Below are 15,558 nucleotides of genomic sequence, written 5' to 3' on the forward strand. Positions count from 1 at the left end.
ATGAATCCCGCCCTGATCGCCGCCTCCGCCTTGCTCCTCGCCGAGGCCCCCGCGCCCGCCCAGGGGCCGGATTCTCGCCAGGCGACCGGCGTGAAGGTGGGGGAGGTCACGCCCACCTCGGCCCTCGTCTGGATGCGGCTCACCGAGCGGGCCGCCCGCAACCCCGACGGCCCGGCCCGGGTCGGCCCCCCGGTCGAGCCCGTCCCGGCCGACGACGAGATCCCGCACCTCCTGCACGCCTGCCCCGGCGCCCCGGGGAGGGTCCGCGTCCGGTACGGCACCGATGCCGATCTGGACGACGCGAGGTCCACCCCCTGGGTCGAGGTCGACGCCTCGACCGACTTCTCCCACCAGTTCGCCCTCGACGGCCTGGAGCCGGACACCGCCTATCACTTCGCCGCCGAGACCGCCGGGCCCGGCGGCGTCCCCGAGCATGCCCCCCTGCCCGGCCGGTTCCGCACCGCCCCCCCGCCGGACGAGCCGAGCCGGGTCGTCTTCGCCATGAACACCTGCCAGATGTACGCCGACGTCGGCCATCCCGACGGCTTCGCCATGTTCGAGGCGCTCGACCGCCTCTCCCCCGACTTCCTCGTCACTGCCGGTGACGTCGTCCATTACGATAACGAGGACCCCCGCGCCCGGACCGTCGAGCTCGCCCGGTACCACTGGCAGCGCATGTACGGCTTCCCCCGGCACTTCGATCGGCTGGCGAGGCTCCCCGTCTACTTCACCAAGGACGACCACGACACCCTCCGCAACGATTGCTGGCCCTCCATGGACCCCGGCTTCATGGCCCCCCTGACCTTCGAGGACGGCCTCCGAATCTTCCGCGAGCAGGTGCCGATGGGCGACGGCCCCACCTACCGAACCTTCCGGTGGGGCGAAGACTTGCAGATCTGGCTCGTCGAGGGCCGCGACTTCCGGTCGCCGAACACCATGCCCGACGGCCCCGACAAGACCATCTGGGGGGACGAGCAGGAGGACTGGCTCGAGCGGACGATGCTCGAGAGCGACGCGACCTGGAAGCTGTTGATCAGCCCCACCACGATCGTCGGCCCCGACCGCGAGAACAAGAATGACAACCACGCCAACGACGGCTTCGCCTACGAGGGGGGAGAGATTCGGGCCTGGCTGGCCGCCCGGTTCCCGGGCAACGCCTTCGTCCTCTGCGGCGACCGGCACTGGCAATACCACGCGGTCGACCCCGACACCGGCGTCCGGGAATTCTCCGTCGGCGCCGCCAGCGACGAACACGCCGGGGCACCCCCGGCTTCGACCCGGAGTACCACCGCTTCCATCGCCTCGCCGGCGGCTTCCTCTCCGTCACGGTCGACCGCCCGGACGGGACGCCGACGATCACCTTCCGACTGCACGACGTCGACGGCGGCGTCCAGCATGACTATGTCCAGGCCCGAGTCGATTGAGCCCACGAGTCGAATCAAGGAGTCTCCGCGAATGCACTCCACCGATGCCGATCCCAGGAGGAGGATCCTCCCCCCTGCCTGGGCCCGATCCTCCTCAGCGCTGCTGGTGCCGCTGGCGGCGATCGCGATCGGGGCCGGGCCGGGGCCCGACCCCAAGCCCGATCGGCCGGCCGTCGTCCGGGTCGTCGCCGACTCGCAGGCGAAGCAGCCACAGGTCGCCGTCGGGCCCGACGGCGGGGTGTTCGTCGCCTTCGGCGTGGGAGACGAGATCCGCTGCGTCTCCTCCGACGACGGCGGACGCAGCTTCGGCGAGCCCGTTGCGGTCGGGTCGCCGGGCAAGCTGGCGCTGGGCATGAGGCGGGGGCCGAGGATCGTGGCGACGGCCGACGCCGTGGTGATCGCGGCCATCGGCGGGGTCGGTGGCGGGCCGTACGGGCAGCTCAAGGACGGCGACCTCCAGGCCTGGCGTTCCACCGACGCCGGCACCTCCTGGTCCGGCCCGACCCGGATCAACGACGTCGAGGGTTCGGCCCGGGAGGGCCTGCATGCCCTGGCCGCCGGGCCCGACGGCCGGCTGTTCTGCGCCTGGGTCGACCTGAGGGAGGACCGGGCCGAGGTCCGGGGTGCCTTCTCCGAGGACGGCGGCGCCTCCTGGGGACCCGACGTGCTGGTCCACCGCTCCCCCGACGGCGGGCCGATCTGCCCGTGCTGCCACCCCTCGGCCGCCTTCGGCCCCGACGGGACGCTCCACGTCATGTGGCGGGACGCCGTCGGCGGCGCCCGGGACATGTACCTGGCCCAATCGACCGACGGCGGCAGGAGCTTCGAGCCGGCCGCCAAGCTCGGCGTCGGGACCTGGCCGATCGAGGCCTGCCCGATGGACGGCGGCGCGATCGCCCCCGGCCCCGACGGCCGGGTCCTGACCGCCTGGATGCGGGACGGGCGCCTCTTCGCCGCCGAGCCGGGAGAGCCCGAACGCCCCCTCGGCCCCGGCGTGCAGGGCTGGGCCTGCTGGGGCCCCGAGGGCCCGTACCTCACCTGGCTCGACCGCCGTCCCGGCCGCCTGCTCGCCCGGCTCCCGGGCGCAGAGGAACCGATCGAGCTGTTCCGCTCGGCCAACGACCCGAGCGTGTCCAGCCCGATCGGCGCCGAGGGGCCGGTCGTCGCGGCCTGGGAAGCCGGCCCCGGCGGCTCGGGCATCTTCGCCGCTCGGCTGGATCCGCCCGGCGAGGAGGACTGAGGCCGCGCTGCGTGGACGTCTTGCCTTCGGGTCGCCGGGGTCTCGTCCGCGAGATGCCAGCCTCCCAAGGGAGATTGATCCGGGCAATCCCGCATGATTCCACCCCGGGACCCGCCCGGCCTCGGATCGAGGTGGCGGTCCCCTGGGGCTGGCCGCGTCTCGCCGGCCCGATTCCCAGGGGATGCCTGGCCTCGGGTGGCGGTCTCCCGGGGATCTTGACCGTCGCCGATCGGGATGCTCTCCTGAAGGGGCTGCGTCGCGGTGAGGATCGGTCGCGAGTCCGAGGTCGACGGCCCGCTCCGGCTCGCCGAGCGCGGAGGCGGCGGAGCCCGCCGGGACGCCGGCGGGGCCGACCCGAGCGGGACATCGCCGGGCGGCTGAATCCGAAGGGGGGCCCGGCGTCCCCTCGTCGGGGGGCGTCGATCGGGCGATGGGCGATCCCGCCCGACGGCGTCCCGTCCGATCACCCCATGTCTTTCTTCGACGGCCGGTCGGCGATCGGCCGGGAGCGTCAGGCGGGTCGCACCCCGGGCGGGGACGCGGGCCTCGGCCCGGGATACGATGGTAGGCCGCATGACCCCCGGCCGGTCGACGCCGGCGAGGTCCCCGGCCCGATTGTCCGCCGGGGGGACCTTGCCCGGCTCCCCGAGGACGACCGAGAGGTGCTGGTCATGCGCCACCTGGAGCTGCTGAGGTTCGGGAAGCTCGCCGTCGTGCCGGGCGTCACCAGGCCCGATGAGCAGGCCCGCCCCCCCCGGGCCGTCGATCGGGCCCGCGGGGCCTCGGCTCGGGCCGGCGCCGGGGGGCCGTCGCGATGACCCCGCACGACCCCTCGACCCAGGTCGACGACCGGGCCCTGGCCGGTCGCGTCGCCGAGCTGGCCGGCCGCATCGAGGCGGGAGAGCCGGTCGACCTGGACGCCCTGCGACGGGACGAACCCGAGGTCGCCGACCGGGTGCTCGGGCTGCTGCCCGTGCTGGGCCTGCTGGCCCGGCTCGGCCTCCCCTCCGGGCCCGGCGGCCCGACCCCGATCGGCGCCCTGCCTCCGGACGAGTTCGGCGAGGGGATCGGCCGGCTCGGCGAGTTCGTCCTCCTCCGCCAGATCGCCCGGGGGGGGATGGGGGTGGTCTTCGAGGCCCGCCAGCTGGGCATCGGCCGCCGGGTGGCCCTCAAGATCCTGCCGGCGGTGTCCGCCCTGGATCCCCTGCAGCGTCGTCGGTTCCAGGTCGAGGCCCGGGCGGCCGGCGCCCTGAACCACGACCACATCGTGCCGGTCTACTTCGTCGGCTCCGAGGAGGGCGTGCATTATTATGCGATGCAGCTGGTCGACGGCCGGAGCTTGGCCCAGGTCCTCGCCGACCTCCGCCGGGGCGGGGACGCGGGCGAGGAGCCCGCACCGACCCGGGCCGACGGCGACATCGACCTCGCCCTCGAGGGCGCCCTCGACCTCGAGCTCGACCTCGACGGGCTGGGCCCTCCCGACATCGGGCCCGACCCGACGTCCCTCGGCCCCTCGCACGCCGCCTTCGTGGCCCGTCTCGGCCTCCAGGCGGCCGAGGCCCTGGCGCACGCCCACGAGCAGGGGGTGATCCACCGGGACGTCAAGCCGGGCAACCTGCTGCTCGACCACGACGGCCGGCTCTGGATCGCCGACTTCGGCCTGGCCCGACTCCAAGGGGACGCCGGCCTGACGGCCTCCGGCGTCCTCGTCGGCACCTTCCGCTACATGAGCCCCGAGCAGGCGGCCTCCACCCGGGGTGTGCCGGTCGACCACCGGACCGACATCTACAGCCTCGGCGCCACCCTGTACGAGCTGCTCACCCTCCGGCCCGCCTTCGACGACGCCGACCGGCGCGTCGTCCTCCGCCGGATCATCGAGGACCGGCCGACGCCGATCCGGCAGCTCAACCCGACCGTGCCGGCCGACCTGGAGACCGTCGTCGCGAAGGCGATGGCCAAGGATCCGGACGACCGCTATGCCACGGCCGCCGAGCTGGCCGACGACCTGTCGCGGTTCCTCGACGGCCGGAACGTCCTGGCCCGTCGCCCCTCCCCGCTGGACCGGGCGGCACGCTGGGCCTACCGCCGTCGCCTCGCGGTGGCCTCGGCCCTGCTGATGCTGGGCCTGGTGACGGCCGCCCTGGGCGTGGCCGTCGTCCTGATCGCCCGGGCCCAGGCCCGCACCGCCGACGCCCTGGCCGATGCCAAGGCCAGCCGAGACGCCGCGATCGCCGAGCGGAACCGGGCCGACGACGCGGCCGGGCACGCCCGGTCGAGCGAGCGGTTCGCCCGGGAGCTGCTCTACGTCTCCAACCTGAAGCTCGCCGCCGAGGCCCTGCTCGACCGCGACCCGCTGCTGATGAAGGAGTACCTCGACCGCCACGTCCCCGAGGCCGGCGAGCCCGACCTGCGCGACTTCGCCTGGTGGTTCCTCAAGACGCAGGGGGAGATGCCCTTCGACGAGCTGGCCGGCCCCGGCCCCCCGCTCTACTTCATCGCCTTCTCCCCCGACGGCCGGCTCATGGCCACCTGCGGGCAGGACGCCGTGATCCGGCTCTCTGAGCGGCCCGGCGACCGTCTCGTCTCCGAGATCGAGACCGGCCAGGGGGAGGTCAACGGCCTCGCCTTCAGCCCCGACGGCCGCCGCCTCGCCTCCGCCGGCGACGACGGCACCGTCCGGCTCTGGGACCTGGAGACGAGCCGGGAGATCTGGCGGGCCCAGGCCATCGAGGACGGCCTGGCCTTCCAGGTCGCCTTCGCGAGGGGCGGCGAGGTGCTGGCCTCGTGCGGCCAGGAGTCGGTCATCCGCCTCTGGGACGCCGAAACGGGCGCCCCGGTCGGCGAGCTCCGGGGGCCGGAGGCCGACGGGCCGACCCTCGCGGTCGAGGCGATCGCCGTCACGCCCGACGGCCTCCACCTCGCCGCCGCAGGCCCCGGGGATGTGGCCCGGGTCTGGGACCTGGAGTCCCGGTCGGTGGCCCTGGAGCGGGGAGGCGCCGGCCGGCCGACCTGGGTCGCCTTCTCCCCCGACGGCGATCGGGTCGCCGTGGGCCGAAAGAAGGGCGTCCTCGAGGTCGTCGACCGGCGCTCGGGCGCGACGGTCCTCGTCGAGAAGCTCCGGGACGACGTCCAGGCGCTGGCGATGCTCCGGGGGGGCTCCGTCCTCGCCGCCTCCGACCGGGGCGGGATGATCCACCTGTTCCCGCTGCCGGCGCCCGACGGGCCGGGCCCCGGGGCGATCCGCCCCCCGTGGCTGGCCCACGGCGACCGCCTCTACGCCCTGGCCGCCGACCCCGACGGCGACGCCCTGGTCTCCGCCGGCGCCGACGGCCGGGCCCGACGATGGCACCCCCTGGAGCCCGATCGGAGCCGCCGGTGGGCGATCGACCGGGGCGAGTGCGGCGGATTCGCCTTCTCCCCGGGGGGGCGGTCCCTCTGGGTCCTCCGGGGATCGGGGGTCGTCCCGATCGGGCTCGCGCCGGATGGGGAGGCGCGGCCGGTCGAGCTGGGCGATGCGTCCTTCCTCGGCCTCCACGCCGACCGGGGGTGTCGCCGCATCGCCGCCTGCGGGAGGCGAGCCGGGGGGGACGGGCCCCCGCTCGTCGTGGTCTGGGACCGCACGACCGGCTCCTTCCCCTTCCGCTGGGAACCCCGAGGGGGGATCGTGAGCATCCGCTCGGTCGCCATCTCGCCCGACGGCCGCCGCCTGGCGGCCTACGGCAGCCGGGACCGCGCCGTCCCGGTCGGCAGGCGAGTCTCGCTCTCCCTCTTCGACCTCGAGGCCGGGGGACCTCCCCTCGACCTGGGGCTGCCCGGGGCCGACTCGGCCGGCACGATGAGCATGGTCGACTTCGCGCCGGACGGCCGCCTGCTGGCCGCCTCCAGCGGGCACGACATCCTGCTCGTCGACCCGGTGGCCGGCCGGCCGCTCCGGCCGCTCTCCGGGCACTCGGGCACCGTCGGCGCCCTGGCCTTCAGCCCCGACGGCGCGTTGCTCGCCTCGGCGGGGGACGACCGCCGCCTGGTGCTCTGGGAACTGGCCTCGAACCGTCCGGTCTTCTCGACACTCGCCCTGGATTCGCAGGCGTTGGCCCTGGCCTTCAGCCCCGACGGCCGCCTGCTCGCCTCCGTCGGCCGGGACGGGCTGGTGCTGCTCTGGCACGTGCCGACCCGGCAACTGCTGATGGAAATCCCCGCGACGAACCCCCATGGCGGCAACCCCGGCGAGGCCTACGACGCGATCGCCTTCGGCCCCGACGGCCGCCGGCTGGCCGTGCGCGTCCCGGAGGACGTCCTGATCCTCGATTCCTCGACCGCCTCCTCGGCCCCTTGACACGGGGCCGCCGCCGGGGAACCCTACAGGCTCCCCGAGCCCCGATCGCGGGGCCGGCCCTCGCCCGGCATCCCCACGCGACCACCCCTCCCCGCCATGCCGTCGATCGACTCGAAGACCCTGGACGTCCTCTGGCAAGACCCCGACGCCCGCGAGACGGCCCTCCGCCGGGTCGTCGAGGGGCGCCTGGCCGAGGACCCGCCGCCGAGGTCCGACGACCACGTCGTCGCCACCTACTTCTTCGCCTTCCGGACCGAGTCGCTCGACGACGCCGTGCGGGAGATCGCCTACCACGCCACCAGCGGCATCAAGGACCCGCCCCCCGGCTCCCTGCTGGCCGAGTGCACCGCCACCGCCGCCGGGGTCGACCCGTTCGACTCGACCGGGCGGATCGGCCTGCTCCACATCGCCTTCCCCCTGAAGATGATGCTCCAGGGGGACGGCCACCTCACCTCGGTCGACCTGCTGCACACCACCGCCGCGGCCATCATCTTCGACGTCTACGAGAACCAGGACGCCCGGCTCGTCTCGCTCCAGATCCCCGATAAGGTCCTGGCCACCTTCCCCGGCCCGGCCCACGGGCCCTTCGGCCTCCGCAAGCTCACCGGGTTCGACGACGGCCGCCCCGCCTTCGGCACCATCCTCAAGCCGACCGCCGGCGTCACCCCGGACGACGTCGACCGGATCGTCGGCGAGGTCGCCGGCTGCGACCTGCTCATGTTCATCAAGGAGGACGAGGACCTCTATCCCAACCTGCCCTATTCCCCCGTCGCCGACCGCATGACGCGGGCGATGGCGGCGATCGAGCGGATCAGGGACGAGCGGGGCGGGCTGGGGCTGGTCTACGCGCCCCACGTCACCGGGGCGCCGAACGAGATCCTGGAGACGGTGCTCGCCGTGCTGGAGGCCGGGGCCAACGGCGTCATGTTCAGCGAGACCTTCGCCGGGGGCGCCGTGCGGATGGTCCGGGAGGCGACCAGGCACCTGTCGCACCCGCCGGCCATCTACGGCCACAACGCCGGGATCGGCACCCGGACCCGGGCCATCTGGCGAGAGGTGATCGACCTGCTCGCCCGGCTCGACGGCATCGACTTCCGACAGACCGCACCGGTCAAGCCCGGGACCCCCTTCCTCCGCCCCTACGGGGCCGAGTGGCTCGCCTCCGAGGTCGCCCTCTCCCGTCCCCTGCCCGGCGGGCTGAACCCGACGATGATCGCCCGGGCCGGCGCCCTGGACCAGGGCAACGTCATCCTCAACCTCCAGGACGCCGAGGCGCGGGGCCTGACCGACCACATCCTCTTCCTGGCCGGCTCGGCGATCAACTCCATCAAGGACGACTCCGGCACGTACGAGCCCCGCCTCGGCGCCGAGGCGATGCGGGAGGCGCTGGAGGTCCACCGCTCCGGCTCCATGGCCGGCGTGCCGATGGAGAAGCACCTCGACGAGCTGGTCGCCCTGGCCGACCGCCGGAAGCTCGCCGCCCTGCGCCGGGCCCTATCCCAGCGCTACCCCGACCGCGCCGGCTGATCCCGGCCCGCCCGCCGTCGTCGCCGTCAGGCCGACTGGAGCGACCGGGCCGGCTCCCCGGGGGCCCCGGCCCGTCGGGCCGGCCGCTTCCGCCGCCGGTTCCACCAGAGGACCGCGCCGGTCGCCGCCAGCGGGATCGGGCCCAGGCAGGCGGCCAGGTAGAGCAGCCTCGTCGCCGGCCCGCCGAAGGTACCGAAGTGCAGCGGGAGGATCCATCGCAGGACGCGATCGCCCCGGGACATCGACCTGGGCCCCTCCTCGAACAGGATTTCCCCGGTGTATGGGTCGATCTCCAGCCGGGCCTCGTTGACCCGGACCTCGTGCTCTCCCGGAGGGTCGAGGAAGACGCGATAGGGCCGGTCGGGGCCGGCGGGCGGGTAGAACCGCCGGGGCTCGAAGCCCGGGTGCCGGGCCATCGCGACGGCCAGGGCCCGGTCGGGCGAGATCATCGACGCCCCGGCCGACGGCGGGCGGACGTTCAGGTCTGGCCTCGTCGTCGGGCCCGACCACGTCAGCAGGTAGATTATCGGCGCGACGACCGCCCAGAAGGCGATCGTCGCCCCGGTCAGACCCATCAGCAGCAGCGGCAGGACGAAGGCCAGGCCCGAGGCCCGGTGCAGGTCGAAGTTCGCCCGCTTCCACCCGACGTCCAGCTTCACCAGGAAATACGACGCCCGCCACCGGCCGACCGGCCACCAGAGCCTCAGGCCCGAGCCGCAGAGCAGCACCAGCGCCCCGGCCGACAGCCCGGTGACCCACCGTCCGGCCTCCCCGGCGACCAGCTCGACGTGGATCCTCGTGAGCACGGCCACCGGGTCCCGACCGACCGGGGTCACCCGACGCACCCCGGCCGTCGAGGGGTCCAGGGCGACCCGGTAGCCCGGCGTCTCGGCGATCAACAAATGCCCCGGGACCGCCGGGTAGTGCAGCCGGCTGACGGATTCCCCCTCGGGCAGCGCGGCCTCGACCGCCGAGAGGAGCGCCGAGGGGGGCAGGAGCCCCCCTCCCGCCGCCGCCGCCGGGCCGTCCCCGGAGAGGATCCGCCGCGTCTGCTCCGGGAAGGCGAGCAGCGCCCCGGTCGTCGCCACGACGATCAGCGGCAGGCTCGCGGCCAGGGCGAGCCAGCGATGCAGGGCGCGGAACCGGGACTTCCAGGGCGTGCGCATCGGGGCCTCAGCGGAGGTCGAAGGTCGGCAGCACCGTGGCGGAGCCGTCCCCGTCGGCGACGATCTCGGCCTCCAGGCCGGACCGAGACGGGTCGGCGTACCGGCCACGGAGGAGGTCCGGCGCCGGCTCCCCCAAAGCGACCGCCTCGCGCTGCTCGGGGGTCTTCGGGACGAAGCCCGGGTCGGGCCGGGTGACCGAGACCCGGTAGCGGCCGGCGGGGGCGCCGTCCCCCGCCTCGTAGGTCGTCAGCGCGAACGCGCCGGAGGCGTCGGCCGTGCTGTGGGGGAATAGACCGGCGGCGGCGACCCCGGGGTCGGCCGGGTGGAGCATCACCCGGGCCCCCTCGGCCGGCTCCCCCCGGACGAGCACCGACCCTCCGGCCGGGAACACCGCCAGCCGGCCGGCCCCAGGTCCCTCCCCGCAGCCGGCGAGCAGCATCGCGGCGAGCAGCCCGATCCCGGCGCACCGGCTCCGATCAGAAGGCATCGACGACCTCGCCCCCCTTGGGGGAGCCGAAGGCTCGGAAGACGTCGGGGTTCATCGTCTCCTTCAGGAAACGGACCGAGCCGTCGGCGAAGCCGAAGTTCGCGCCGCCGGGGTGGAAGCCCATCGGCTGGAACTCGTTGGAGCAGTTCATTACGCAGGGGCCGGGGATCATCCGGCCGTCGGCGGTGAAGGTGTTCAGGGCCAGGCCGTTGTTGCCGGCCCAGGGGCCGTACCAGTTGAAGTCGGGAGGGGCCGACGGCTGGGCGATGCCCCGGAGGTAGTGCGTCGGCTTGCCCCCCATCTCGATGACCCAGAAGGTGTTGGACAGCCCGTCCCGGATCTGCTCGAAGCTCGGGTCCGGCAGGCCGAAGACGCCGATCAGCGGCTGCCCGGCGGCGTTGCGGACGTTGCGGACGGCGTAGTAGTCCGTGGCCGCCGCCCGGCCGCCGGGGGTCTGCACGGCCCCCCAGATGTTGATCATCTCCAGCGACCGGTTCCCCTCCGGGACCGACGGGCAGACGTAGGCGGCCACCTGCGTGGTCACGGCGGTCTGATTGCCCGGGCCGTCGTAGCCGACGTCGTAATTGTACAGGCCCTCCAGGTTCACCTGCTCGACGTAGGGCATGATCATCGTGTGCACGCCGTTGACCGTGTACTGGTCAGGGGCGTACTCGAAGACGATCCGGCCCGGGGGCACGGCCCTCAGGGCGCTCTCGTAGTTGTGCAGCGCCAGGCCGATCTGCTTCAGGTTGTTGGTGCACTGCATCCGCCGGGCGGCCTCGCGGGCACTCTGCACGGCGGGCAGGAGCAGCGCGATGAGCACGCCGATGATCGCGATGACCACGAGCAATTCGATCAGCGTGAAGCCGGGGCGCCGGTCGGGCATCGGTCGCGGAAACTTCGGGGAGGTCCTGGTCATGGCGGGGTCGTCCGGTGCGGGCGGGTCGGGGCGGAGATCGGGATCGAATCCTGCTCGCTATTGAGACTCAATTTCATCCGCGGCGAGTCTAGTCGCATCGGCCCGCCATTTCAAGGGGGCTGGATTCCACCCGCGGGGTGGGGCCGGCCGGCCTCGAACATCGGGGGCGGAGTGACTACACTGGGGGGCCCGAGGCCCGGCCCCCGGCCGGGCCTCCCTGATTGACGATCGAGGGATCGCACCACGCCCGGCCCGGGCGGGGTCCCCTCGGGCCGGAGGGCCCGGGGATGGCCCCCGGCGGGGGCGGGACAGGCCCAAGGGATGAACGACCCCACCATGAGCACCACACCCCGGTTGATCGCCACCATGATCTTCGCCATGTTCGCCTCCGGGACGGCCTTCGGCCAGGACGAGTCGAAGGACGCCAACGCCAACCCCCGGGTCGTCCTCGAGACGAACAAGGGCCCGATCACCGTCGAGCTCTACCAGGACAAGGCCCCCAAGACGGTCGAGAACTACCTGCAGTACGTCGACTCCGGCCACTACGACAACACGGTCTTCCACCGGGTGATCGGCCCCAACCCCCAGCAGCCCCAGGGGTTCATGATCCAGGGGGGCGGCTTCTCGGCCGGCCAGCCGATCCAGGAAAAGCCGACGAGGGACCAGATCCTCAACGAGGCCGACAACGGCCTGAAGAACGAGCGGGGGACCCTGGCGATGGCCCGGACCTCGGACCCGCACTCGGCCTCGGCCCAGTTCTTCATCAACCTCGGGGACAACGAGTTCCTCAATCACACCAACAAGACCACCCGGGGCTGGGGCTACGCCGTCTTCGGCAAGGTGGTCGACGGCATGGAGGTGGTCGACCAGATCGCCCGGGTGCAGACGGGCCGGGCCCCGGCCAAGGTCACCGGCGGCCAGACGGCCCCCTTCGACGACGTGCCGGTCGAGCCGGTCGTCATCCAGTCGGCCCGGCGCGCCGGCCCCTGACCGGCCCCCTGGGCCGCCCGCCCCTCGGGCGACGATCGACGGGGGTGACGGCTTCGGCCGTCGCCCCCGCCCCGCCCTCCCGTCCCGGGGGCGTGACCCCCGGACTCGGCCCGGTGCGCCCCCGGTGCGCCGGGTCGATTCGGCGATTGTTCTTTTGTGGGCCTGGTTTGCGGCAATCCGATTGGGTTCGCTCCGCGTCGAGCCCCCCGAGGCGTTGGGTTCGTTTTGGCGCGGTCGGTTGCGTCGGAGCCCGGGAAGCCGGGGGGAGCGCCGGGGTCGGACCGGGAGACGGCCCGGTGCGCCGGATGGCGGCGCCCGGTGCGCCGTCGGTGCGCCCCCGGTGCGCCGGACCGTCCTGGTGAATTGTCTTTGTCGTGGAACGATTTACGCCGATTCGATTGGGTTCGCTCCGTCGGCACGACCGGGGCGTTGGGTTCGTTTCGCGCGGGCATTCCCTCGGGGGACGGGGGACGGGATCGCCTCGGGGATCGCCGGGGGGCGTCCCGTCCCCGGCCCGGCACTCGGGACCGATGACGAGGGGGCGGTGACGCCCCGACGGCCCCGGCCTGGCGCGTCAGTGCGCCTGCGGTGCGCCCGAGGTGCGCCGGTCGGTGCGCCCGAGGTGGGAGGGGGTCGATCGGTCATTCCCCAGCCCGATTCAGGGGTTGCGCCGATCCGGTCGGGGCCGTCCCGGCGGACGCGCCCGGGGCGTTGGGTTCGTTCTTGCGCGGGGGTGTCGCGCCGGATCGGGGAGGCCCGGGGGCTGGGTCGGTTCGGATTGCCAAGGAGTCGAGTCGTCGGGGCCGGGCGGTCGAGGGCCGGGCCGGGCGCGTCGGGGAGGGAGGGCCCCTGACCATAAGATCGTGAGATCGTCGCTCGGCAGTCACACGAAATGGGACGGGGGAAGGCCGGGAGGGCGTGGGCTCCGCTCGAAGGGAAGCGGGACGGACCGGGATCGCCGCCTCCGGCGACGGCGGGGTTCGGCTTGACGGCCGGGGCGGCCCGATTACGATGCCGCGACCCCGGGAGCAGGGTGCCGCGCATGCATCGCCGGATCTCGGCGAACGGTCGGCCCGATCCCGTCGGCCCGGAGTCGGCAAATGCCCCGAACCGCCCCGATCGGCCATCGGTCCCCGGCCCTCGCCCTCGCCGGCGTGGTCGCCCTCTCCCTGGCGGCGAGCCCCGCCTCGGCCAGCGCGATCCGCTACGAGTTGCTCCCGGCCTCGGCCCGCCCGTACCACGACCGGTCCCTCAACGCCAGGGGCCAGTGGCTCGAGGTGGATGCTTACGCGGTCTGGGAGCCGGAGGCCCCGACCAGCCATGCGCGTTCCTACCTCATGAGCAGGGACCTGCTCATTGAGGGCCGAGATGAGGGCCGACGGGACCTCGGCGTCCTCTACGGCGGCAGCACCGTCGCCCTGGCCTTGAACGACCGGGGCGAGGTGGTCGGCCATGCCTCGGGCTCGGGGGACGGGATGGCGCAACGCGGCTTCCTGTGGCGCGACGGCGCGATGATCGACCTCGCCCCGGGCCACCCCGAGCTGCACATGGCCGCCACGGCGATCAACAACCGGGGGCAGGTCGCCGGGCAGATCTCCGCCTTCGGGCCGGAGGGGCCGTACTCGGGGCAGATCTTCCTGTTCGACGACGAGCGGGGGTTCCGGCCGATCGAGAGCATCGGCATCGGCCACAGCTCGGCGAAGGCGATCAACGACGACGGCGTCGTCGTCGGCCAGTCCGACTGGAAGGCCGTGGTCGTCCTGGATGAGACGGTCCTCGACCTGAACCTGCTGACCGGGGGGCTGGGCGAATGGTCGCTCACCGACGCATGGGACGTGACCGAGGACGGCTGGATCTACGCCTTCGGCGAGATCCGGAGGCCCATCGAGCAGGGCGGCGGCCTGATCGATTCCGGGCCCCACTGGCTCCGCCCGGTGGCCACCCCCGAGCCCGCCTCGGTCGTCGCCTGGCTCGGCCTGGCCGGGCTCGTCTCGGGCTGGAGGGCCCTCGGGCGTCGACGGGCCTCGTCGGGCGTCCGCGGCCGTCGGCCGTGAGCCGACCCGGACGCCGTCGGTTGTCGTCGCCGCCGGGGCGCTGCTACACTGGATTTCCTGGAGACGACCGCGCGCACGCCCCGACCCGACCCGAGCCGAAGGGGAGGCTCCCATGCCCCCGATCCGGATGAACCGACGCCACTTCCTGGGATGCTCCGCCGCCGCCGGCTGGGCGATCTCGCAGGGGAGGGAGGTCGAGGGGGCGATGAACTTGCCCCCGGTGCGGCTCGGGCTGATCGGCCTGGGCAACCGGGGGACGGCGCTGCTGAGGGCGGCGCTGGACCTCCCCGAGGCGGAGATCGTCGCCGTCGCCGACGTCGAGGAGCGGCACCGACGCCGGGCCTGCGGGATCGCCGAGAAGGCCCGGGGGAGGCGGCCCGACGAGTACGCCGACCCGTCCGACCTGCTGGTGAGGGAGGACGTCGAGGCGGTGCTCGTCGCCCTGCCCAACGTGCATCACCTCTCCTGGAATTGCCTCGCCCTGGCCTCCGGCAAGCACCTGTATGCCGAGAAGCCCCTTTGCCTGACCCTGGAGGAGTGCGACCTGCTGATCGCCGAGGCCGATCGACGCCCCGATCAGGTCGTCCACGTCGGATTTCAGCGCCGGTCGAACCCCCGGTTCCGAGAAGGGGTCGAACTGATCCGGAGCGGCGAGCTCGGCTCGATCCTCGAGGCCCGATCCTCCTGGACCAGCAGCAACGGCCCGGTCGACGGCCACCTCGGCTGGCTGGGCAAGCGGGAGCAATCCGGCGACTGGATGATGGAACAAGGGGTGCACGTCTGGGACTGGCTGCACTGGATCGCCGGGGGGCCCCCGGCCCGGGCCTGCGGCTACGGGCGGCGCGACGTCTTCGCCGACCTCCGGCCCGGCCGGGACGTGACCGACCACTACACCGTCACCCTGGAGTGGCCGGACGGCTTCCACGCCTCGTTCGTGCATAGCTGGGTGGATCCGGCGGACGACTCCTTCACCGGGATCTCCCAGCGGGTGGTCGGCACCGCCGGGGGCTTCGACTTCGGCACCGGCACCGCCACCTTCCGGGACCGCTCCCTCCCCCGCCGGGCCCTGCACCCCGGCAACCTGCCCGACACCCGCTTCGCCCTCTCCTCCTTCCTGTTCGCCATCCGGTCCCCCGAGCCCATCGCCCCGCCGGTCACCCTGGCCGAGGCCCGGGACGCGACGCTGACCGCCCTGCTGGTGCGGAAGGCGGTCGACGAGCGTCGGGTGGTGGGCCTCGACGAGGTCGGATCCGGCCCGGCCGCCTGAACCCGGCCCCGACACCGATCGGGAGTCTCGCCGCGCTCACCCGGCCGATCGCGTCGCCGGGGAGGTTGGCCGTCGTCCCGGGGACTCGGAGACGAGGCCCCGGCCCCCCATCATGGCGACGCCCGCGACCCGGGCGGGTGATCCCGTCGAT

The 15,558-nt window shown here is 73.8% G+C and carries 10 protein-coding genes; 7 read left to right on the forward strand and 3 right to left on the reverse strand.

What is annotated here, in order from left to right:
- The 4 genes from ElP_RS01500 (at position 1) to ElP_RS01515 (ending at position 8,524) form a co-directional block, all read left to right on the forward strand.
- Positions 1-2,664 (forward strand): alkaline phosphatase D family protein, encoded by a 2,664-nt coding sequence (locus ElP_RS01500; protein WP_197446638.1) that lies wholly within the window; start codon positions 1-3, stop codon positions 2,662-2,664.
- A gap of 470 nt (positions 2,665-3,134) precedes the next feature.
- Positions 3,135-3,482, forward strand: coding sequence for a hypothetical protein (locus ElP_RS01505; RefSeq protein ID WP_145266584.1), 348 nt, complete (start codon positions 3,135-3,137; stop codon positions 3,480-3,482).
- Complete coding sequence (locus ElP_RS01510) at positions 3,479-6,997, forward strand: WD40 repeat domain-containing serine/threonine protein kinase (protein ID WP_145266586.1); 3,519 nt, start codon at positions 3,479-3,481, stop codon at positions 6,995-6,997. Before ElP_RS01505 ends, ElP_RS01510 begins: the two co-directional genes overlap by 4 nt.
- Before the next feature lie 96 nt (positions 6,998-7,093).
- On the forward strand, positions 7,094-8,524 hold the full coding sequence (locus tag ElP_RS01515; RefSeq protein ID WP_145266588.1) for a RuBisCO large subunit C-terminal-like domain-containing protein: 1,431 nt from the start codon (positions 7,094-7,096) through the stop codon (positions 8,522-8,524).
- Between the two features lie 26 nt (positions 8,525-8,550).
- Here the strand turns inward: ElP_RS01515 and ElP_RS01520 are convergent, their stop codons facing one another.
- The 3 genes from ElP_RS01520 to ElP_RS01530 are packed head-to-tail and all read right to left on the reverse strand — an operon-like array spanning position 8,551 to position 11,063.
- Complete coding sequence (locus tag ElP_RS01520) at positions 8,551-9,690, reverse strand: PepSY-associated TM helix domain-containing protein (protein WP_145266596.1); 1,140 nt, start codon at positions 9,688-9,690, stop codon at positions 8,551-8,553.
- A 7-nt stretch (positions 9,691-9,697) separates the two neighbouring features.
- Positions 9,698-10,177, reverse strand: coding sequence for a carboxypeptidase-like regulatory domain-containing protein (locus ElP_RS01525; protein ID WP_145266598.1), 480 nt, complete (start codon positions 10,175-10,177; stop codon positions 9,698-9,700).
- On the reverse strand, positions 10,167-11,063 hold the full coding sequence (locus ElP_RS01530) for a DUF1559 family PulG-like putative transporter (protein ID WP_145266600.1): 897 nt from the start codon (positions 11,061-11,063) through the stop codon (positions 10,167-10,169). Before ElP_RS01530 ends, ElP_RS01525 begins: the two co-directional genes overlap by 11 nt.
- Positions 11,064-11,432: 369 nt before the next feature.
- On the opposite strand from ElP_RS01530, the gene ElP_RS01535 reads away from it, so the two are divergent.
- The 3 genes from ElP_RS01535 (at position 11,433) to ElP_RS01545 (ending at position 15,407) form a co-directional block, all read left to right on the forward strand.
- Positions 11,433-12,086, forward strand: coding sequence for a peptidylprolyl isomerase (locus tag ElP_RS01535; protein WP_315852658.1), 654 nt, complete (start codon positions 11,433-11,435; stop codon positions 12,084-12,086).
- 1,100 nt (positions 12,087-13,186) lie between these two features.
- Positions 13,187-14,140 (forward strand): hypothetical protein, encoded by a 954-nt coding sequence (locus tag ElP_RS01540; RefSeq protein WP_145266602.1) that lies wholly within the window; start codon positions 13,187-13,189, stop codon positions 14,138-14,140.
- A gap of 112 nt (positions 14,141-14,252) precedes the next feature.
- Positions 14,253-15,407, forward strand: a complete 1,155-nt coding sequence (locus ElP_RS01545; RefSeq protein ID WP_145266604.1) for a Gfo/Idh/MocA family protein — start codon at positions 14,253-14,255, stop codon at positions 15,405-15,407.
- Positions 15,408-15,558: the final 151 nt, after the last annotated feature.

It is taken from the genome of Tautonia plasticadhaerens, assembly GCF_007752535.1.
Taxonomy (GTDB): Bacteria; Planctomycetota; Planctomycetia; order Isosphaerales; family Isosphaeraceae; genus Tautonia; species Tautonia plasticadhaerens.

Bases quoted from the DNA above. Each gene is read 5' to 3' on its own strand.
- ElP_RS01510 (WP_145266586.1), top strand. From the start codon at position 3,479: ATGACCCCGCACGACCCCTCGACCCAGGTCGACGACCGGGCCCTGGCC.
- ElP_RS01505 (WP_145266584.1), top strand. From the start codon at position 3,135: ATGTCTTTCTTCGACGGCCGGTCGGCGATCGGCCGGGAGCGTCAGGCG.
- ElP_RS01540 (WP_145266602.1), top strand. From the start codon at position 13,187: ATGCCCCGAACCGCCCCGATCGGCCATCGGTCCCCGGCCCTCGCCCTC.
- ElP_RS01535 (WP_315852658.1), top strand. From the start codon at position 11,433: ATGAGCACCACACCCCGGTTGATCGCCACCATGATCTTCGCCATGTTC.
- ElP_RS01525 (WP_145266598.1), bottom strand. From the start codon at position 10,177: ATGCCTTCTGATCGGAGCCGGTGCGCCGGGATCGGGCTGCTCGCCGCG.
- ElP_RS01500 (WP_197446638.1), top strand. From the start codon at position 1: ATGAATCCCGCCCTGATCGCCGCCTCCGCCTTGCTCCTCGCCGAGGCC.
- ElP_RS01515 (WP_145266588.1), top strand. From the start codon at position 7,094: ATGCCGTCGATCGACTCGAAGACCCTGGACGTCCTCTGGCAAGACCCC.
- ElP_RS01530 (WP_145266600.1), bottom strand. From the start codon at position 11,063: ATGCCCGACCGGCGCCCCGGCTTCACGCTGATCGAATTGCTCGTGGTC.
- ElP_RS01545 (WP_145266604.1), top strand. From the start codon at position 14,253: ATGCCCCCGATCCGGATGAACCGACGCCACTTCCTGGGATGCTCCGCC.
- ElP_RS01520 (WP_145266596.1), bottom strand. From the start codon at position 9,690: ATGCGCACGCCCTGGAAGTCCCGGTTCCGCGCCCTGCATCGCTGGCTC.